Source organism: Geodermatophilus sp. URMC 65 (assembly GCF_053502545.1).
The window spans coordinates 191,474-210,741 of record NZ_CP199954.1 but is presented as its reverse complement, the minus strand read 5'-3'; the positions used below and the strand labels follow the sequence as shown (position 1 = coordinate 210,741).

At 72.6% G+C, this 19,268-nt stretch carries 17 protein-coding genes and 3 tRNA genes; 8 read left to right on the top strand and 12 right to left on the bottom strand.

Annotated elements, in window-relative coordinates:
- Window positions 1-29: 29 nt before the first annotated feature.
- The 5 genes from ACWIX7_RS01010 to ACWIX7_RS00990 all read right to left on the bottom strand — a co-directional run bounded on the left by ACWIX7_RS01010 (window position 30) and on the right by ACWIX7_RS00990 (window position 5,109).
- Window positions 30-902 (bottom strand): ABC transporter ATP-binding protein, encoded by an 873-nt coding sequence (locus tag ACWIX7_RS01010; protein WP_448619767.1) that lies wholly within the window; start codon window positions 900-902, stop codon window positions 30-32.
- Complete coding sequence (locus ACWIX7_RS01005; RefSeq protein WP_448619766.1) at window positions 899-1,981, bottom strand: ABC transporter ATP-binding protein; 1,083 nt, start codon at window positions 1,979-1,981, stop codon at window positions 899-901. Before ACWIX7_RS01005 ends, ACWIX7_RS01010 begins: the two co-directional genes overlap by 4 nt.
- On the bottom strand, window positions 1,971-2,969 hold the full coding sequence (locus ACWIX7_RS01000; RefSeq protein WP_448619765.1) for a branched-chain amino acid ABC transporter permease: 999 nt from the start codon (window positions 2,967-2,969) through the stop codon (window positions 1,971-1,973). The genes ACWIX7_RS01005 and ACWIX7_RS01000 overlap by 11 nt, the downstream gene beginning before the upstream one ends.
- Window positions 2,970-2,972: 3 nt before the next feature.
- A complete protein-coding gene (locus ACWIX7_RS00995; protein WP_448619764.1) occupies window positions 2,973-4,244 on the bottom strand; it encodes an ABC transporter permease subunit in 1,272 nt (423 codons plus the stop codon).
- Between the two features lie 460 nt (window positions 4,245-4,704).
- Window positions 4,705-5,109 (bottom strand): PaaI family thioesterase, encoded by a 405-nt coding sequence (locus tag ACWIX7_RS00990; protein ID WP_448619763.1) that lies wholly within the window; start codon window positions 5,107-5,109, stop codon window positions 4,705-4,707.
- A gap of 159 nt (window positions 5,110-5,268) precedes the next feature.
- Between ACWIX7_RS00990 and polA the strand changes: the two genes are divergently transcribed.
- Window positions 5,269-8,013, top strand: a complete 2,745-nt coding sequence (polA, locus tag ACWIX7_RS00985) for a DNA polymerase I (RefSeq protein ID WP_448619762.1) — start codon at window positions 5,269-5,271, stop codon at window positions 8,011-8,013.
- A gap of 61 nt (window positions 8,014-8,074) precedes the next feature.
- Here the strand turns inward: polA and ACWIX7_RS00980 are convergent, their stop codons facing one another.
- Both ACWIX7_RS00980 and ACWIX7_RS00975 read right to left on the bottom strand, forming a co-directional pair.
- Window positions 8,075-8,896: an IclR family transcriptional regulator domain-containing protein gene (locus ACWIX7_RS00980; RefSeq protein WP_448619761.1), complete on the bottom strand. Its 822-nt coding sequence runs from the start codon at window positions 8,894-8,896 to the stop codon at window positions 8,075-8,077.
- 74 nt (window positions 8,897-8,970) lie between these two features.
- Entirely contained in the window at window positions 8,971-10,464 is a 1,494-nt protein-coding gene (locus tag ACWIX7_RS00975; protein WP_448619760.1) for an amidohydrolase family protein, read from the bottom strand.
- A 222-nt stretch (window positions 10,465-10,686) separates the two neighbouring features.
- Here ACWIX7_RS00975 and ACWIX7_RS00970 point away from each other — a divergent pair, with 222 nt between their 5' ends.
- The 5 genes from ACWIX7_RS00970 to ACWIX7_RS00950 are packed head-to-tail and all read left to right on the top strand — an operon-like array spanning window position 10,687 to window position 15,001.
- Window positions 10,687-11,880 carry a CaiB/BaiF CoA transferase family protein gene (locus tag ACWIX7_RS00970; RefSeq protein WP_448619759.1) on the top strand — a complete coding sequence of 398 codons (1,194 nt, stop codon included), beginning with the start codon at window positions 10,687-10,689 and terminating at the stop codon, window positions 11,878-11,880.
- Window positions 11,877-12,725, top strand: coding sequence for a citryl-CoA lyase (locus tag ACWIX7_RS00965; protein ID WP_448619758.1), 849 nt, complete (start codon window positions 11,877-11,879; stop codon window positions 12,723-12,725). Before ACWIX7_RS00970 ends, ACWIX7_RS00965 begins: the two co-directional genes overlap by 4 nt.
- Entirely contained in the window at window positions 12,718-13,611 is an 894-nt protein-coding gene (locus ACWIX7_RS00960) for a DODA-type extradiol aromatic ring-opening family dioxygenase (RefSeq protein ID WP_448619757.1), read from the top strand. Before ACWIX7_RS00965 ends, ACWIX7_RS00960 begins: the two co-directional genes overlap by 8 nt.
- Window positions 13,608-13,967, top strand: coding sequence for a hypothetical protein (locus tag ACWIX7_RS00955; RefSeq protein ID WP_448619756.1), 360 nt, complete (start codon window positions 13,608-13,610; stop codon window positions 13,965-13,967). Before ACWIX7_RS00960 ends, ACWIX7_RS00955 begins: the two co-directional genes overlap by 4 nt.
- Window positions 13,967-15,001, top strand: a complete 1,035-nt coding sequence (locus ACWIX7_RS00950; RefSeq protein WP_448619755.1) for a zinc-binding dehydrogenase — start codon at window positions 13,967-13,969, stop codon at window positions 14,999-15,001. The genes ACWIX7_RS00955 and ACWIX7_RS00950 overlap by 1 nt, the downstream gene beginning before the upstream one ends.
- On the opposite strand, the gene ACWIX7_RS00945 is transcribed toward ACWIX7_RS00950, so the two are convergent.
- Window positions 15,002-15,856, bottom strand: coding sequence for a class I SAM-dependent methyltransferase (locus tag ACWIX7_RS00945; protein ID WP_448619754.1), 855 nt, complete (start codon window positions 15,854-15,856; stop codon window positions 15,002-15,004).
- Between the two features lie 217 nt (window positions 15,857-16,073).
- Here ACWIX7_RS00945 and rpsA point away from each other — a divergent pair, with 217 nt between their 5' ends.
- A complete protein-coding gene (gene rpsA, locus ACWIX7_RS00940; protein ID WP_448619753.1) occupies window positions 16,074-17,534 on the top strand; it encodes a 30S ribosomal protein S1 in 1,461 nt (486 codons plus the stop codon).
- 251 nt (window positions 17,535-17,785) lie between these two features.
- On the opposite strand, the gene ACWIX7_RS00935 is transcribed toward rpsA, so the two are convergent.
- Complete coding sequence (locus ACWIX7_RS00935) at window positions 17,786-18,058, bottom strand: hypothetical protein (RefSeq protein WP_448619752.1); 273 nt, start codon at window positions 18,056-18,058, stop codon at window positions 17,786-17,788.
- Window positions 18,059-18,203: 145 nt separating this feature from the next.
- Here ACWIX7_RS00935 and coaE point away from each other — a divergent pair, with 145 nt between their 5' ends.
- Window positions 18,204-18,800 (top strand): dephospho-CoA kinase, encoded by a 597-nt coding sequence (gene coaE, locus ACWIX7_RS00930; protein ID WP_448619751.1) that lies wholly within the window; start codon window positions 18,204-18,206, stop codon window positions 18,798-18,800.
- Window positions 18,801-18,961: 161 nt separating this feature from the next.
- Here coaE and ACWIX7_RS00925 read toward each other — a convergent pair.
- The 3 genes from ACWIX7_RS00925 to ACWIX7_RS00915 all read right to left on the bottom strand — a co-directional run bounded on the left by ACWIX7_RS00925 (window position 18,962) and on the right by ACWIX7_RS00915 (window position 19,264).
- A tRNA-Val gene (locus tag ACWIX7_RS00925) sits at window positions 18,962-19,033 on the bottom strand.
- A 46-nt stretch (window positions 19,034-19,079) separates the two neighbouring features.
- A tRNA-Cys gene (locus tag ACWIX7_RS00920) sits at window positions 19,080-19,150 on the bottom strand.
- Between the two features lie 41 nt (window positions 19,151-19,191).
- Window positions 19,192-19,264, bottom strand: a tRNA-Gly gene (locus ACWIX7_RS00915).
- Window positions 19,265-19,268 lie beyond the last annotated feature (4 nt).

Below are 19,268 nucleotides of genomic sequence, written 5' to 3'. Positions count from 1 at the left end.
GCGAGCGGTGGGGGCAGAGGGGTCCTCCTTCAGTGCGCCTTGGCCAGCGTCCCCAGGTAGAGCTCGATGACCTTGGGGTCGTGCATCAGCGACTCGCCGGTGTCGGTGTAGGCGTTGCGGCCCTGGTCGAGGACGTAGCCGCGGTCGCAGATCTGCAGGCACCGGCGGGCGTTCTGCTCGACCATGATGATCGAGACGCCGGTGGCGTTGATCCGCCGGCAGCGGATGAACACCTCGTCCTGGTAGGCGGGGGAGAGGCCGGCCGACGGCTCGTCGAGCAGCAGGACGGACGGCTCCATCATGAGCGCCCGGCCCATGGCCACCATCTGCCGCTCACCGCCCGACAGCGACCCGGCCTTGACCTTGCGGCGCTCCCCGAGCAGCGGGAACAGGTCGGCCACGTAGTCGAAGCGCTCGCGGACGACCTTCGGCCGCAGGTAGGCGCCCATCTGCATGTTCTCCTCGATGGTCAGCGAGGGGAACACGTTGTTGTTCTGCGGCACGTAGCCGACACCGAGGGAGACCAGCCGGTGGGCGGGGGCGGACGTGATGTCCTCCCCGCGCAGCGACACCGCGCCCGACCGCACCGGGATGAGCCCGAACAGCGTCTTGAGCAGCGTGGACTTGCCGGCGCCGTTCGGGCCGATGATGCCGACCAGCTCGCCGTCCTGCAGGTAGAAGTCACAGCCGTTGAGGATGTTGACGCCGGGCACGTACCCGGCGACCAGGGCGTCGGCGCGCACCAGCGCACCCTCGGCGAGCCGCTCGTGCTCCTCACGAGTGGCGGCGAGCTCTGCCCGGGACATCTCCCCGGCGATCGCCCGCTCGTCCGGGGTACCACCGTCGGCGTGCCCGACCTGGAACATCGGGTCCTGCATCGCCGGGTCGTCCATGGTGCTCATCGGTCCTCCTCGCGTCGGGTCTCGGAGCCGATGACGTCGCCCTCGGCGTTCTCCTCACGGGCGATGGCCGCCTCGGCCTCGGCGAGGACGCGGTCCTCCTCCTCGACGGTGAGCGGCGCGTCGTGGTGCGCACCGAGGTAGGCGTCGACGACCGCCTGGTTCTGGCTGATCGACTCCGGCGGCCCCTCGGCGATGACCTTCCCGGCGGCCATGACCACGACCCAGTCGCTGATGTCCCGGACGACGTCCATGTCGTGCTCGACGAAGACGACCGTCATGCCCTGCTCGCGCAGGTCCTTGACGTGCCCGAGCAGGCTCTGGGTGAGGGCCGGGTTCACACCGGCCATCGGCTCGTCGAGCATGACGACCTTCGGGTCGCTCATGAGCGCGCGGGCCATCTCCAGCAGCTTGCGCTGGCCGCCCGAGAGCGTGCCGGCGAAGTCGTCCTTCTTCCGGTCCAGCTTGAACCGGGTGAGCAGGTCCATCGCCTTCTCGGTGTTGGCCTGTTCCTGGCTGCGCCAGATGCCGGGCACGAGCGCGCGCAGGAAGCTCTCGCCCTTCTGCCCCTGCGCGCCGAGCAGCATGTTCTGCAGCACGGTGAGCCGGGACAGCGCCTTGGTCAGCTGGAAGGTGCGGACGACGCCCAGCCGGGCCACCTGGTGCGGCGCCAGCTTGCCCAGCGAGCGGCCGTCGAAGGACCACGTGCCGGTGTTGGGCTGGTCGAAGCCGGTCAGCAGGTTGAACAGCGTGGTCTTCCCGGCGCCGTTGGGCCCGATCAGGCCGGTGATGCCGCCGCGCTGCACCTCCAGGTGGTCCACCGACACCGCGGTGAGGCCGCCGAACGTGCGGGTCACGCCGTCGACGACGATGGCCGGGTCGGGCTTGGCGACCCCGACCTCCCACGGGAGGTCCTTGAGCGCCGCCTGGGCTGCCCGGCGGGGCGCGTCACCCGTCCGCCAGGCGTGCTCCGGGGTGGAGGCGCCCGGGGCCGCGCCCGGGGCCGCGCCGGGGGAGGCCGTCGCGCCGGAGGCAGTCGCGCCGTGCGAGGCCGGCTGGCCGGGGGTGGGGTCAGCGGGCATCGAGCATCACCTCTCGTCGGTCACCGAAGATGCCCTGTGGCCGGAAGACCAGCAGCAGCATGAGTCCGAGCCCGATCAGCACGAACCGGATCTGAGCCACGTCGGTCGCCGAGAGCAGGTCCTCGGGGATGACACCGTTGCCGATCAGCGTACGCAGGCCGGTGTCGGCGAACTGGATGATGAAGTACATCAGCATCGAGCCGACGACCGGACCGAGGACGCGGGCCGCCCCGCCGAGGATGAGGGCGGCGTAGGCCAGGAAGGTGTTGGCGTTCTGGTACTGGTCGGGGTTGGCCGACGCGGTGCCGAGGGCGTAGACCATCCCGCCCAGGGCGCCGAGCACACCGCCGAGGACCAGCGCCTGCATCTTGTAGACGTAGACGTTCTTGCCGAGCGCGCGCACGGCGTCCTCGTCCTCGCGGATGGACTTGACCACCCGGCCCCAGGGGCTGCGCACCAGCAGCCAGATCAGCAGGCAGGACAGCGCGACGAGGACCCACCCGACCGCGGTCACCCACAGCTCCGCGCCGCTCCACTGGGTGCCGAGGATCGGGTAGCGACGGGAGGTGTCCCACGGCGCCAGGGCCACGAACTCAGCGTTGAAGCCGGACAGCCCGCGGGTGCCGTTGGTGACCGGGGTGGCCGACACCGAGCGGAACAGCAGCCGCAGCCCCTCGGCCGCCGCGATGGTCGCGATGGCCAGGTAGTCCGCGCGCAGCCGCAGGGTCGGCAGACCCAGCAGGAGGGCCAGGACGACGGCGGCGAGCAGGCCGACCAGGACGCCGACCCAGAAGGGGAGGCCCCACTTGCTCACCGAGATGGCGATGCCGTAGCCGCCGAGCATCGCGAAGGCGATCTGCCCGAAGTTCAGCAGGCCGGTGTAGCCGAACTGCACGTTGATGCCGATGGCGAGCAGCGCGAGGAAGACGGCCTGGAAGCCCAGGCCTGCCTTGAGCGCGATGGCCAGGGCGTCGATCAGCTCACCCATCGTTCAGCCCACCCTCACCCGGCTGCCGAGGATGCCCTGCGGCCGCACGATCAGGATGACGATCAGCAGGAGCAGCCCGCCGACGTACTTGACGTCGTTCGGGACGACCAGCGTCGACATCTGCACGAAGACGCCCACCACGATGCTGCCCACGAGGGCGCCGTAGGCGGTGCCGAGACCGCCGAGGGTGACCCCGGCGAACATGAGCAGCAGCAGCCGGAAGCCCATGTCCCACTGCACCTCGTCGGAGAGGCCGAGCAGGACGCCGCCGAGGGCCGCGAGCGCGCCGCCCATCATCCAGACGACCAGGATCACCCGGTTGACGTTGATGCCCGAGGACGCCGCGAGGTCGCGGTTGTCGGCGACCGCCCGCATCGCCTTGCCGATCTTGGTGCGCTGCAGCATGACCGCGACGAGCAGCAGGACGACCAGCGCGATCACGATCGACGCCAGGTCGGCGTTGGTCATGGTGAACGCGCCGTAGTTCACCGCCCGCTGGCCCCGGTAGTCGGCGTAGGCCTCCGAGCCCCCGCCGAAGATGATCTGGTACAGGTAGCGCAGCAGCAGCGACAGGCCGATCGAGATGACCAGCGCGGCGACCAGTCCGGTGCCACGCCGGCGCAGCGGCCGCCAGATCGCCAGCTCGTTGAGCGCCCCGACACCTGCACCGATCACCATGGCGATCAGCGCGGCCGGGATCAGCGGCACGCCGCCCTGCACGTTGATGAACCACGCGGCCATCGCGCCGATGGTCACCAGCTCGCCGTGCGCGAAGTTGGTCAGCCCGGTGGTGCCGAAGATCAGGGAGAGGCCGACCGCCGCCATGGCGATGAGCAGACCGAAGCGCAGGCCCTCGACCAGCAGCTGGACCCAGCGGACCGTGCCGCCGCCGGCTTCCCGGCTGCCGTCGCTGAGCGCGATGATCACGCCCTGGTTGCGACCCGCGTCGACGGTGACCGTGCGGCTGTTCTCCCCGGTGAGCACCACGCCCTCGGGCAGGTCGTCGGCGTTGATGGTGACCGTGTACTGACCCGGACCGGGCACCGGCACCGCCCACTGGCCGTTCTCGTCGGTCTCCACGGTGTCGACCTCGGTGCCGTCGGCGGCCGTGACGACCACCTCGACGCCCTCGACCGGCCCGCTGAGGTTGGTCCGCAGGGTGCCCGACACCTGCTCGGAGGCCGTGCTCTCCTCGGTCTGCGCCGAGGCGGCTCCGGGCGCCAGCGTCAGGGCGAGGCCGCCGAGGACGGTCAGCAGGAGCAGGCGGAGCAGCATCCGGCCACCGCGTGCACGGGATCCCCGTGCGGACCGGTGCCGGGCAGGGGCGGGTCCCCTGGGTGCACCGCGTCCCGGTACACGGCCTGGTGCGTGCGTCACTCGACCTCCCTGGCTCTGTGCATGACGGGGGACGGTAACCCAGCGGTGTTGCGGTTCGACCTCCTCGCGACCCAGCTGTTACCTGTCCGCGACACGCCGCACTCGCCAGCCCGTGCCACGGGGGTGCGCCATCGTGATCACCGGGCTCGTCGGGTGCCCCTCTCTGGCCAGGCAGGCGCCGGGTCAGGTGTCGGTCCCGGTCCCGCGTCACGACGCTCGCCGCGCCTCCCGCCGACCTGCCCGCCGTCCCCACCCCGGTGCGCCCAGCACCCGGCCGAGGGGCTGACCGGTCAGACCCCCGGGGCGGCGGCCCCCTGAGGGTCCCGCCGCGAGCACGCGAGTGGCCGGGGGTCCTCTCTCAGGCGGCCAGCAGCATGCAGGTGAGCCGGGCGCTGGCGGTCACGCGGCCCTGCTCGTCGGTGACCTCGATGGTGAAGGTGGCCAGCGTCCGGCCGCGGCGGACCGGCGTGGCGACGGCGGTGACGACCCCCTGGTTGGCCGCCCGCAGGTAGCTGACGTTGAGCTCCACCCCGACCGCCTGCCGGTCCGGGCCCGCGCCCAGCGCCGCGGCCCAGGAGCCGACCGTCTCCACCAGCGAGCAGGTGGCGCCGCCGTGCAGCAGTCCGAACGGCTGCTGGTTGCCCTCGACCGGCATCGTCGCGACCACGTGGTCGGGGTCGAAGTCGGTGATCCGGATGCCCAGCTTGTCGTCCAGCGGGCTCATCTGCCCGGCGTCGAGCCAGGCGGGGCGGTCCACGGTCACCCCAGCACCGTAGACATGACATCGCTCTCGCGGCCGCCCCGGTGCAGGGTCCCGACCCGAGCTCGCGAGGGGTCGGGGGCAGTGGCGGCCCCGGTGCAGGGCCCCGTCGCGAGCTCGCGAGTGATGGGGGGCACCGGGGTCCTCTTAGGATCGGCGGCGATGTCCGCTCCGGTCTCCGCCCCCGCGTCCAGCCCCGCCGTCCCCTCCGCTGAGGAGGCGCGCCCGCGGCTGCTGCTGCTCGACGGGCACTCGCTGGCCTACCGCGCCTTCTTCGCCCTGCCGGTCGAGAACTTCTCGACCACGACCGGGCAGCCGACCAACGCGGTGTACGGCTTCACCTCGATGCTGATCAACGTGCTGCGCGACGAGCAGCCGACGCACGTGGCGGTCGCCTTCGACGTGGGCCGCAAGACCTTCCGCAGCGAGATCTACGCGGAGTACAAGGCCAACCGCAGCGAGAGCCCGACCGACTTCCGTGGCCAGGTCAGCCTCATCCAGGAGGTGCTGGCCGCGCTGCACATCCCGGTCATCACCGCGGAGGGCTACGAGGCCGACGACGTGATCGCCACCCTCACCGTGCAGGCCGTCGAGCAGGGCATGGACGTGCTCATCTGCACCGGCGACCGCGACGCCCTGCAGCTGGTCAACGAGCACGTCACCGTGCTGTACCCGCGCAAGGGCGTCTCGGACCTCACCCGGTTCACCCCGGAGGAGGTCGAGACCAAGTACGGGCTGTCGCCCACGCAGTACCCCGACTTCGCCGCGCTGCGGGGCGACCCCAGCGACAACCTGCCGAGCATCCCGAGCGTGGGGGAGAAGACCGCGGCCAAGTGGGTCCGCGAGTACGGCTCGCTCGACGCGCTGGTCGACCAGGTCGACACCGTGAAGGGCAAGGTCGGCGACAAGCTGCGCGAGCACCTGTCCTCGGTGCTGCAGAACCGGCGGCTGACCGAGCTCGACCGCGCCGTCCCGCTGGAGGTGGGCCCCGTCGACCTCGCCGTCCGCGCCTGGGACCGCAACGAGGTGCACACCCTCTTCGACAACCTGCAGTTCCGGGTGCTGCGCGACCGGCTGTTCGCCACGCTCACCAGCGCCGAGCCGGAGGCCGAGGGCGGCTTCGACGTCACCGAGGACGAGCTGCCCGCCGGCGGGCTGGGCGCCTGGCTGGACCAGCACGCGCACACCAGCCGCACCGGCATGATCTTCCGGGGGACCTGGGGCCGGGGCACCGGTGAGTTGGAGGGCATCGCGCTCGCCGGCGGCGACGACCACGCCACCTTCGTCGACCTGGGCCCCGACCTCGACGCCGCCGACGAGCAAGCGCTGGCCGACTGGCTGGCCGACCCGGATGCGCAGAAGGTCGTGCACGAGGTCAAGGGCCCGCTGCTGGCGGTCTGGGCACGCGGCTGGGACCTCGCCGGCGTGGTCAGCGACACCGCGCTGGCCGCCTACCTGGCGCTGCCCGGGCAGCGTTCGTTCGACCTGGGCGACCTCGCCGTCCGGTACCTGCGCCGCGAGCTGAAGGACTCCGCCGCCGAGGAGTCCCAGCTGACCCTCGACGGGATGGGGCCGTCGGAGGAGGACCTCGCCCGCGAGGCCGCGCACGCCGACGTCCTCAAGGCCGTCGCCGTCAACGACCTCTCGGACGCGCTGGACTCCGTGCTCGGTCAGCGCGGCGGCGACTCGCTGCTCGAGGAGCTCGAGCTGCCGCTGACCTTCGTGCTGGCCCGCATGGAACAGCGCGGCATCGCCGCGGACCTGGACTTCCTGCGCGAGCTGCAGCGGGAGTTCGCCGACGGGGTGGCCGCCGCGGCCGCCGAGGCCTATGCGGTGATCGGCCGCGAGGTCAACCTCGGCTCGCCCAAGCAGCTGCAGGCCGTGCTCTTCGACGAGCTGGGCCTGCCCAAGACCAAGAAGATCAAGTCGGGCTACACGACCGACGCCGAGGCGCTGACCAACCTGCTGGCGCAGACCGGCCACCCGTTCCTCGAGCACCTGCTGCGGCACCGCGACGTGACCCGGCTGCGCACCGTCATCGACGGCCTGATCCCCATGGTCGACGACGGCGGGCGGATCCACACGACGTTCCAGCAGACGATCGCCGCCACCGGCCGGTTGTCCTCGATCGACCCGAACCTGCAGAACATCCCGATCCGCACGGCGGAGGGCCGCCGGATCAGGCAGGCCTTCATCGTGGGCTCCGGCTACGAGTCGCTGATGACGGCGGACTACAGCCAGATCGAGATGCGGATCATGGCGCACCTCTCCGGCGACGAGGGGCTCATCGAGGCCTTCACGTCGGGTGAGGACCTGCACTCCTTCGTCGCGTCGCGGGCGTTCGACATCCCGATCGACGAGGTCGACCCGGAGATGCGCCGCCGGATCAAGGCCATGAGCTACGGCCTGGCCTACGGGCTGTCGGCGTACGGGCTCGCCTCCCAGCTGCGCATCTCCACCGAGGAGGCGCGCGAGCAGATGCACGCCTACTTCGAGCGCTTCGGCGGCATCCGCGAGTACCTGGACGGCGTCGTGGAGGACGCCCGCCAGACCGGTTACACCGAGACCACGCTGGGTCGCCGTCGCTACCTGCCCGACCTGACCAGCGACAACGGGCAGCGCCGGCAGATGGCCGAGCGGATGGCGCTCAACGCCCCCATCCAGGGCTCGGCGGCCGACATCATCAAGGTGGCCATGCTCCGCGTGGAGGAGGCGATCGCCGACGAGGGGCTGCGCTCCCGGATGCTGCTGCAGGTGCACGACGAGCTCGTGCTCGAGGTGGCGCAGGGGGAGAGGGAGGCGCTGGAGACGCTGGTGCGCCGCGAGATGGCCGGCGCCGCGCAGCTGTCGGTGCCGCTGGAGGTCTCGGTCGGCTTCGGCCGGACCTGGAACGAGGCCGCCCACTGAGCAAGGGCCCCGGTGTCCCCACGCCTCGCAGGCTCGGCGCGGGACCCCCGCACCGGGGCCGTCAGGCGGTCTGCGTGCCGCCGCGTGGCACCTCGACGTGCGGTCGGCTCTGCCACAGGGCCCACTCGGCGCTGACGTCGCCGGCCGTCCGCAGCAGCAGCGGCAGGTGCTCGTCGAGCAGCCGGTCGACCGAGGTCTCGGCTGCGTGCACCGTCACGTTCATCGCCGCGCGCACCGCGCCCGTGGCGTCCCGGACCGGCACCGCCACGGACCGGACCCCGGGGGCCAGCTCCTCGTCGGCCAGCGCCCAGCCCCGGGCCCGCACCCCGGTCAGCTCGTCGCGGAGCTGCTCGACGGACCGGCCGATGTAGGCCGGCAGCCCGGCGCGGCTGGGCACCGCCAGGGTCGCCTCCAGCTCGGCAGGGGAGAGGGCTGCGAGCAGGACCTTGCCCTGCGAGGTCTGCGCCGCGGGGAACCGCGTGCCGATCTCCACCCGGAGGGCGATGAGCTTGGGCACCGACACCCGGGCCACGTAGACGATGTCCGAGCCGTCCAGCTGGGCCATCGACGACGACTCGCCGGTGCGGGTGACCAGCGCCTCGAGGTGCGGCCGGGCGATGTCCCACAGTCCGAGTGAGCTGACGTAGGCGGTGCCCAGGGTGAGCACCCTCGGGGTCAGCTGGAACAGCCCCCTGGAACTGCGGACGAACCCCAGCTCCTCGAGGGTCAGCAGCAGCCGGCGGGCGGTCGGCCGGGCCAGCCCGGCCGCGGCGGCCACGTCGCTGAGCGACATCGCCGGCCGGTCGGCGTCGAAGCAGGCCAGGACGTCGAGGCCGCGTGCCAGTGCCTCCACGAAGTCCGGTCCCGCGCCGCGTCCCGCCATGTCGTCCCCCTCTCCCGGCCCCGTCCCGGGCCCCACCCTGAGCGTGCGAGGGTGGGGCCGGACGGGGTCCTCCTTCAGCGGCCGAGCACCCGGGCCGCGCCGCCGGCCCGCTTCGACTCGTCCTTGAAATCGGTGTACTGGTACGGGTTGTCCAGGATCTCCGCCTCCGCGGCCGGCGCCTCGGGGAACATCCCCGCCTGCCACGCCTCCTCGCCGATCTCCGCGCGCAGGTACTCGATCGTGTCCTCGATCTCCCGGCGCACCGGGGCCAGGTCGACCCCGACGAGCTCGCCGTCGTGCTTCACCATGCGCCCGTCGACCAGGACGGTGTGCACGTCCGAGCGCTGGGCCTGGAAGACGACGTGCCCGAACGGGTTGAGCAACGGGAAGGACACCGGGGAGGAGTCGTTCTTGATGAGGACGACGTCGGCCTTCTTGCCCGCCTCGAGGCTGCCCAGGTCCGCGTCCCGGCCGATCGTGTGCGCGCCACCCCGAGTGGTCCACTCGACGACCTGCTGGGCGCGCAGCCGCAGGTGCGTGATGGTCTCGCCCTTGAGGTGGGCGTCCATGTGCTCGGCCATGCGATCGGCGTTGAGCGTGGCACGCATGGCGGAGAACATGTCGCCGCTCCACCACACGCTGGTGTCCATCGACAAGGACACCGGGATGCCGTACTGCAGCACCTGCTCGGTGGGGGCGTGCCCCTGCCCGGCGCTGCACTCCGACTCGGTGGCGACCGAGATGGAGCCGCCGGTGGCGGCGATCCGCTGGTAGCTGTCGCGGGTGAGCGTGGAGGCGTGGACGTAGGTCGTCTCCGGCGTCATGAACCCGTTGTCGTACATCTGCTGGATGCCGGTGTCGTTGGTGGCACCCCAGACGCCGGCGTGGGTGGTCACCGGGAGGCCGAGCTCGCGGGCCGCCTCGAAGGCCGCCTTCTCCGGGAACGCGGGGTCGCCCGTGACGTCGAAGGCCAGCTGTACGCCCATCCTGTCGTCGCGGGCGTCCCGCAGCCGCTCCAGGAAGCCGCGGACGGCGGGGTCGGCGGTCCACTCCCACGGACCCGCCTGGATGTTGCCGTAGGCCAGCACGAACCGGCCGGGCACCGAGCGCAGCGCGTCGAGCGCGGCCTCGGCGTGGTCGACCGACTGCAGGTTGTGCGACCAGTCGACGGTGGTGGTGACGCCGGCGTCGAGGGACTCGATGGCCGCCAGCCGGTTGCCCGCGGCGATGTCCTGCGGACGGAACTTCTTGCCGTGCTCGAGGTAGTACCAGACGAAGTACTGGGTGAGCGTCCAGTCGGCGCCGTAGCCCCGCATCGCGGTCTGCCACATGTGCCGGTGGGTGTCGATCATCCCCGGCATCACGATGCCGCCGCGTGCGTCGATCTCGTACGTGCCTGGCGGGACCTCCAGCGCGGGTCCGACCGCGGCGATCCGGTCGCCCGTGACCAGGACGTCGGCGTCGGTCAGGACGGTGTGGGCGTCGTCCATGGTCAGGACCGTGCCGCCGCGCAGGACGACCGGCTGGTCGCCGAACGGCACCACGACCTCGCTGTCGGGGTGGGACACAGTGGCCTCCAGAAGTCGCCGGGCTCAACGGACGCCTGTCCGTATGACGGTCGCGCGCGGCACCGCGGTCACCTTGGAGTGGCCTGGACCGCACTGTCAAGGGTCGTCAGCGGGGGAGCTCAGCGTCGTTGGCGACCTTGACAGGGCGGAACGGCGCTGCCGAGACTGCGGGCACCGATGCGGACACGTGTCCGCTCTCGACGTCGAGGAGTTCGGGACCCCATGACCGACCTCAGCAAGGTCCCCGGAGCCGGCCGGGGCAGCGGCCCGCTGGCCGGTCTGCTCGTCGCCGACTTCTCCCGCGTCCTCGCCGGGCCCTACGCGACCATGCTGCTGGCCGACTTGGGCGCCGAGGTCGTCAAGGTCGAGGGGCCGGCCGGTGACGACACCCGGTCGTGGCAGCCGCCGGTGCGCAAGGGCATCGCCACGTACTACCTCGGCGTCAACCGCAACAAGCGGTCGGTCACGCTGGACCTCACGGACCCCGACGACCTCGCGGCCGCCCGCGAGCTGGCCCGTCGTGCCGACGTGCTCGTCGAGAACTTCAAACCCGGCGGCCTGGCCCGCTTCGGCCTCGACCACGCCACCGTGTCGGACACCAACCCCGGCATCGTGTACGCCTCGATCAGCGGCTTCGGCAGCCAGCCGGGCGGCGCGTCGCTGCCCGGCTACGACCTCATCGTGCAGGCGATCTCGGGCCTGATGAGCCTCACCGGCGACCCGGACGGCGAGCCGTTCCGCGCCGGCATCTCGGTGTTCGACGTGATGGCCGGCCTGCACGCCACCATCGGCGTCCTCTCGGCCCTGAACCTCCGGCACGAGACCGGCCGTGGTCAGCACGTCGAGGTCAACCTGCTGGCCTCGGCGCTGTCCGGGCTGGTCAACCACGCCAGTGCCTGGGTCGCCGGCGGCGTCGTCCCGTTCCGGATGGGCAACAGCCACCCGAGCCTGTTCCCCTACGAGCCACTGCCCTGCGCCGACGGGGACCTCATCGTCACGGCGGGCAACAACGGGCAGTTCCGCAGGCTCGTCGAGGTGCTCGGCGTACCGGAGCTGGCCGACGACCCGCGCTTCAGCCGCAACGAGGACCGGACGGCCAACCGCGACGAGCTCCGGCCGCTGCTGGTCGAGCGGCTGCGCACCCGCACCAAGCTCGAGTGGTTCCGCGACATCATCGCCGCCGGCGTGCCCTGCGGACCGATCAACACCGTGGACCAGGGCGTCGCCTTCGCCGAGGAGGTGGGGCTCGACCCGGTGGTGACCGTGGGGGAGGGCGCTGCCGCCGTCCCGTCGGTGCGCAACCCGATCCGGTTCTCCGAGACCCCGGCCGATTACCGCCTGCCCCCACCCGGCCTGGACGAGCACGGCGAGGAGATCCGCCGCTGGCTGACGACCCCCGAGGAGGACGGCCGATGAGCGCCGAGCGCCCCGAGTACCCGACGGCGCTGGGCGCCTCCAGCCGCGACAGCATCACCCTGCTCGGCACCGACCTCGCCCGCGACGTGATGGGGGAGGTCGGCTTCGGCGAGCTCGCCTTCTGGCTGGCCACCCAGCGCCGCCCCACGCGCAGGGAGACCCGGGTGTTCGAGGCCGTGCTCGCGGCGCTGGCCGACCACGGCTTCACCCCGACGGCGATCGTCGCCCGGCTGACCCACCTGTCGGCCCCGGACTCGGTGCAGGGGGCGCTCGCCGCCGGCCTGCTCGGCGGCGGCTCCCGCTTCCTGGGCGTCACCGAGGACTGCGGTCGCTTCCTGCACGACGTCCTGACCGGGGTGGACGGCATCCTGCCCACCGACGACGCCGGCTGGGACGCCCTGGCGCTGGAGACGGTGAGCGCGCAGCGCGCGGCGCGCCGCTTCGTCCCGGGCCTCGGTCACCACGTGCACAAGGACGGCGACCCGCGGACCCCGCGGCTGTTCCAGATCGCCGCCGAGGAGGGGCTCCACGGACCCCACCTGTCGCTGTTCGCCGCCATCGGCCGGGTCCACTCCCAGGTGCTGGGCAGGACCCTGCCGCTCAACGGTGCCGGGGTCTGCGGCGCGGCGCTGGCCGACCTCGGGCTGCCGCTGGAGCTGCTGCGCGGCTTCGCGCTGCTCGCGCGCACCGCCGGGCTGATCGGGCAGCTGGCCGAGGAGCTGCGGCACCCGGTCGCCAACGAGGTCTTCCTCTCCGTCGACCTCAACAACCGGTCCGTCCCCCCGGACCCCTACGTCCCGGACCCGCTCCCGGGCACTGACGCCAACGGAGGTCGTCATGGCTGAACTGGCCGCGGTCATCGCGTCCACGCACCACCCGTTCTACTACCGGGCGAGCACGTCGACCGGTGCCGACCGGCCGCCGTTCGCCGACGAGTGGGTGGCCAAGATCGAGCGGTTCCGCGAGACGCTCACCGTCGCCGAGCCCGACGTCCTGGTGATGGTCGGCAGCGACCACTTCCACCAACTGTGGCTGGACAACATGCCGCAGTTCCTGGTGGGCAAGGCGCCGTTCTTCGACGCCAACTTCTACAACGAGGAGCGCGAGTTCGGACTGCCCCGCATGCTGCTGCGGGGCGAGGAGGAGCTCGCCGCCCACCTGCTGCGCGACGGCCTGGACCGCGGGTTCGACCTGGCCTTCAGCAACGAGCTGCGGATCGACCACAGCATCACGTGCCCGATCATCACGCTGCGCCCGCGGGCCGACCTGCCGATCGTGCCGGTCTACACGAACATCTTCGCCCCGCCGCTGCCGCAGCCGAGGCGGTTCGTCCAGCTCGGGCAGGCGATCCGGGACATGGTCGAGTCCTGGGACAGCGACAAGCGCGTCGCGGTGATCGGCACCGGGCACCTGTCGCTGGAGCTCGGCGGGCCCCGCCAGTTCGGCGAGCACGGCCCCGACCCGGAGTTCGACCGCAAGGCCGTGGAGTGGATCGCCAGCGGTGACCTCGAGGGCTGCCTGGCGGAGGTCAGCCTGGACAGCCTGCACGCCCCGGGGAACGCCACCCACGGCTTCATGGACTTCATGCTGATGATGGGCGTGGCCGGCGAGGGGCAGAAGGCCGACCACGTCGACACCCTCGACCTGTTCCACACCATGGAGGCCTACTTCACCTGGTACCCGAACGGCGCGCCCCAGGCGCCCGGCGTCGCGACGGGGGTGGCCCGGTGAGCAGGTACCTGCTGGACAAGTTCCTCTACACCGTCGACCGCGACCCCGAGCTGGTCGAGCGCTACCGCGAGGACCCGACGGGCACGGTGGCGTGGTGGGAGGCCGAGATGGCCAACCGGATCCTCAACTGCGTCGACGTCGAGCGGTCCACCTGGCTGTCGTTCACCGAGGACGAGCGGCGTGCCCTGCGCGAGCACGACCACGTGGCGCTGTTCCAGATGGGCGCGCACCCGTTCCTGACGCTCACGCTGTTCATCGCGATGTTCGAGCGCGACCACGGCCCGCTGGAGTACCAGAAGGCCTACGGCAGGGCGATGCACCACATCTCCCTGCCCTATCCCGACATCGCCACCTGATGGAGGACCCCACTGCCCCGCACCCCTCGCACGCTCGCGGTGGGTCCCTGCAGCGGGGCCACTCGTACGCCGCCGTCCTGCACACCCCGGGCGAGCCGCCGACGTACGGCCCGCACCCCGACCCCGTCCCCGCCGCCGGGCAGACGCTGGTCCGGGTGACGGCCGCGCCGGTGGTGCCCCTGGACCTGCTCTGCGCCTCCGGGACGTCGTACTTCGGGCGCCCGGCCGTGCCCTACGTGCCCGGGGTGCAGGGCGTCGGCGTGGTGGAGGCGTCCGCCGTCCACCCGGCCGGCAGCCGCGTCTGGTTCGCCACCTCCGCCGGCATGGCACCCGGCGACGGCAGCCAGGCCGAGCGCTGCGCCGTCCCCGACGGCGATGTCGTCCCGCTCGACGCCGACCTCCCCGACCCGGCGGTGGCCGCGATCGGCCTGTCGGGGGTGGCGGCGTGGATGGCGCTGACCTGGCGGGGACAGCTGCGGCCGGGGGAGCGGGTCGTGGTGCTCGGCGCCGGGGGAGCCGTCGGGCAGGCCGCCGTCGGCGCGGCCCGGGCGCTCGGCGCGGCACGGGTGGTCGCCGTGTGCCGGCCGGGGGCGTCCGCCGAGCGGGCCGCGCGGGCCGGCGCCGACGAGGTCGTCCTCCTCACCGGGGGCGTCGACGAGCTGGCGGCGCGGCTGGCGGAGGCCACCGGCGGGCGCGCCGACGTCGTGGTCGACCCCGTGTTCGGCGCCGCGGCGACGGCCGCGTCGCGGGTGCTGGCGGCGGGCGGCCGGCTGGTCAACCTCGGCGGGGCGTCGGGCGACACCGCGGAGTTCTCCTCTGCCACCCTGCGCAGCCGCAGCGCCTCGGTGCTCGGCTACACCAACAACGCGCTCACCGGGGAGCAGCGGTCCACCGCGCTCGCCGCCGTGCTCGCCTGCGCCGCCGCCGGGCAGCTGGCGGTCGACCACGACGTCCTGCCGCTGTCCCGGGCGGCCGAGGGCTGGGACCGCACCGCGAGCGGCGGACGCCGCGTCGTGCTCGTGCCCGGCAGCTGATCAGCCGGGTCTACGGCAGACCAGGACGAGGGTGCCGGGGACCAGCGCCCCGCGGGCCGGGGACCACTGGCCCCACTGCTGCGTGCGGCCCGGCGTCCACTCCGGCTCGACCAGGTCCTCGAGGACGAGCCCCGCGCCCACGACGGCGCGCACCCAGTCGCCGACCGTGCGGTGGTGCTCGACGTACACGGTGCGGCCGTCCTCGTCGGTCTCCACGTACGGCGTCCGGTCGAAGTAGGAGGAGACGACCCGCAGGTCCCCGGGGTCGGGGGAGTCCGGCAGCGGCCAGCGGAACGGGTGGTTCACCGACGCGACGAACCGCCCGCCGGGCCGCAGCACCCGCCCCACCTCGGCGAGCGCCCCCTCGACGTCCGCCACGAACGGCAGCCCACCGAACGCCGAGCAGGCCAGGTCCACGCTCCCGGTCGCCAGCGGCAGCGCCCCGACGTCGGCCTGCAGCAGCGGGACGTCGATGCCGGTGGCCCGGTTCAGCTCGGCGGCCCGGGCCAACATCCCGCCGGAGAGGTCGAGCGCGACGGCGTCCGCCCCCTCTCGGCGCAGCCAGCGCGCGCACGGCGCGGACCCGCAGCCGACCTCGACCACCCGGCGGCCGGCGACGTCGCCGAGCAGGTGCGCCTCGGACTCGCGCAGCCCCTCGGGACACCACAGGAAGTCGACGTCGCCGAGGTCGCTGCCGTGCTCGGCGAGGTAGGCCGGCGCCGCGGCGTCCCACCAGCGCCGGTTGGCCCGGACCGACTCCGCCGTCCCCGCCGGACGCCGGGCGACGCCGCCGGGCGCCGGGTAGCCGTCGTCGGCGAGGGGGAGGTCGGGCGGGGGCGCGGCCGGGCTGTCCATGACACGCCGATCGTGACACGCCGGAGGCCCCCGGGGAGGCGCTGCACCCAGGTGGACCGGGTGCTCCCCGGCTCCGTACCATGGGGAATGCGCCAGAGGTCTGTCGGTGCTGAACCCACCAGGGGATCGGCGCGCGCCGGCTCTCCCCGCTCCCCGCGGTCACCCGGCCGCGGGTCGTTCTGTCCCTACGCACCCCCCGTCCGGAGCACTCGACCACATGACCTCCACCCAGGTCCGTCCTAACAGCACCCCCCAGGTCGCCGTCAACGACATCGGCACCGCCGAGGACTTCCTCGCGGCCATCGACCAGACGATCAAGTACTTCAACGACGGCGACATCGTCGAAGGCGTCATCGTCAAGGTCGACCGGGACGAGGTGCTGCTGGACATCGGCTACAAGACCGAGGGCGTCATCCCCTCGCGTGAGCTGTCCATCAAGCACGACGTCGACCCCAACGAGGTCGTCAGCGTCGGCGACGAGGTGGAAGCCCTCGTCCTCCAGAAGGAGGACAAGGAAGGCCGCCTGATCCTGTCCAAGAAGCGCGCCCAGTACGAGCGCGCCTGGGGCACGATCGAGGCGAAGAAGGAAGCCGACGAGGTCGTCACCGGCACCGTCATCGAGGTCGTCAAGGGCGGTCTCATCCTCGACATCGGCCTGCGCGGGTTCCTCCCCGCCTCGCTGGTCGAGATGCGCCGCGTCCGCGACCTGCAGCCCTACGTGGGCCGCGAGCTCGAGGCCAAGATCATCGAGCTCGACAAGAACCGCAACAACGTCGTCCTCTCCCGCCGGCAGTGGCTGGAGCAGACCCAGTCCGAGGTCCGCAGCGAGTTCCTCAACAAGCTCGCCAAGGGCCAGGTCCGCACCGGCGTCGTGTCCTCGATCGTCAACTTCGGCGCGTTCGTGGACCTGGGTGGCGTCGACGGTCTGGTGCACGTCTCCGAGCTGTCCTGGAAGCACATCGACCACCCGTCCGAGGTCGTCGAGGTCGGCCAGGAGGTCACCGTCGAGGTCCTCGACGTCGACCTGGACCGCGAGCGGGTCTCGCTGTCGCTGAAGGCGACGCAGGAGGACCCGTGGCGTCAGTTCGCCCGGACCCACCAGATCGGCCAGGTCGTGCCCGGCAAGGTCACCAAGCTGGTGCCCTTCGGTGCGTTCGTCCGCGTCGACGAGGGCATCGAGGGTCTGGTGCACATCTCCGAGCTGGCCGAGCGGCACGTCGAGATCCCCGAGCAGGTCGTGCAGGTCGGCGATGAGATCCTGGTCAAGGTCATCGACATCGACCTCGACCGGCGCCGCATCTCGCTGTCGCTCAAGCAGGCCAACGAGGGCGTCATCGGCGACGAGGAGCAGTTCGACCCGGCCGCCTACGGCATGGCCGCGTCGTACGACGAGCAGGGCAACTACATCTACCCCGAGGGCTTCGACCCGGAGACGGGCGAGTGGCTCGAGGGCTACGAGGAGGCCCGCGAGACCTGGGAGCGGCAGTACGCCGAGGCCCAGGCCCGCTTCGAGGCGCACCGCAAGCAGATCGCCGCGGCCCGCGAGGCCGACGCCGAGGCTGCGGCCGGTGGCAACTACTCCAGCGGTGACACCGAGGCCACGGACACCTCGGGCGGCACCCTCGCCAGCGACGAGGCGCTCGCGGCGCTGCGGGCCAAGCTCGCCGGCGGCGAGTGACCCCCGCTCAGCGAGGCTGAGCAGCTCCACCTGAGGCCGAGGCCCGGGACCCCGCGGGGTCCCGGGCCTCGGTCGTCCCTCCCATCCCCGAAGAGGGACGCTGTTCCGTCCCGGGCCCCGCCCTCGGCTAGGGAGGGCGGGAGGACGGCGGCTCTCACGCACAGGGCCGCGAGCCGGGCGACGTGCTGGAACGGTTACCCTCCAGGGTCCCGCGCCGAGCCTGCCAGGCGTGGGGGGAGGGTGGCCCGCCTTCAGAGGCTGAGGATGATCGCGAACGCGGTGCGGGGGCGGCCGCCGGAGTTCGCGAGGAACTGCCAGGTGTGCCGGCCCGCCGGTGCGGCCGCCGACAGCCAGCGCAGGAAGGCGTTGCGCGGACGGACGGCACCGTTGCGTTCCAGCCGCTCGCGCACCATCGGCAGGTCCGTGCAGCGCACGCCCGTGGGGCGGTCGAGCCGGTGCCGACCGGGGCCGCGCCGGGCGGCGGCGGGGGTCGACGAGGGGGCGGCGTGCGCGGGACGGGACATGGTCGGTTCTGCCTCTCTGGGCGTGGGGAGATCGCCGGGGAGAGAGTTGCCCACGGGACACCTGTGACTGGAGCGACGCGCCGGGCAGGGCGGGCGGGTGTTACCCGTCCGTGACCGTCTCCCCGCCGGCGGCTACTGTCCGTGCGTGCTGCGGATCGGGCTGACCGGCGGGATCGGATCGGGCAAGAGCACGGTGGCCGGCCTGCTCGCCGCCCGCGGGGCGCGCATCGTGGACGCCGACCGCATCGCCCGCGAGGTCGTCGAGCCGGGGACGCCGGGCCTGGAGGCCGTCGTCGCGGCGTTCGGGCGTGGTGTGCTGACCCCCGAGGGCGCGCTCGACCGGCCGGCCCTCGCCGCCGTGGTGTTCGCCGACCCCGACGCCCGCCGTCGGCTCGACGGCATCGTGCACCCGCTGGTGCGGGCCCGCGCCGCCGAGGTGGTCGCCGCGGCGCCCCCGGACGCCGTGGTGGTGCAGGACGTGCCACTGCTCGTGGAGACCGGCCAGGCCGCCTCCTACGACCTGGTGCTCGTCGTCGAGGCCGACCTGGACACCCGGGTGCGTCGACTGGTCGGCCGGGGACTGTCCGAGGAGGACGCCCGCGCCCGGATCGCGGCCCAGGCCACCGACGAGCAGCGGCGTGCGGTGGCCGACGTCGTGCTGGACAACAGCCGCACCGTCGAGGACCTGGAGGCGCAGGTCGAGCGCTTCTGGTCCGAGCGGGTGGCCCCCGCACTCGGCTGACAGCACACTCGCGGCGTGCCCGCCGACCCGCCCGACCCACTGGACCACGATGCCGAGCCGGCGTGAGCACGGGTCCGTGGTGGACGTCGCGGCCGGCCGGTCACCGACCTCGCGAGACGGCGAGAGGCCCGAGTCCACCGGACCCGGGCCTCTCGGTGCTGTGGGCGATACTGGGTTCGAACCAGTGACCTCTACCGTGTCAAGGTAGCGCTCTACCACTGAGCCAATCGCCCGATCCGGCCTGCGGCCGGTCCGCTCCACCGATCTCGGCGGAGGCCGAGGTGGAGACGGGATTTGAACCCGTGTAGACGGCTTTGCAGGCCGTTGCCTCGCCTCTCGGCCACTCCACCGCACGCAGGCACCGATCTGACGACCGGAGCCCGAGGTTCCGAGCGGACGACGGGATTCGAACCCGCGACCCTCACCTTGGCAAGGTGATGCTCTACCAACTGAGCCACGTCCGCGTTG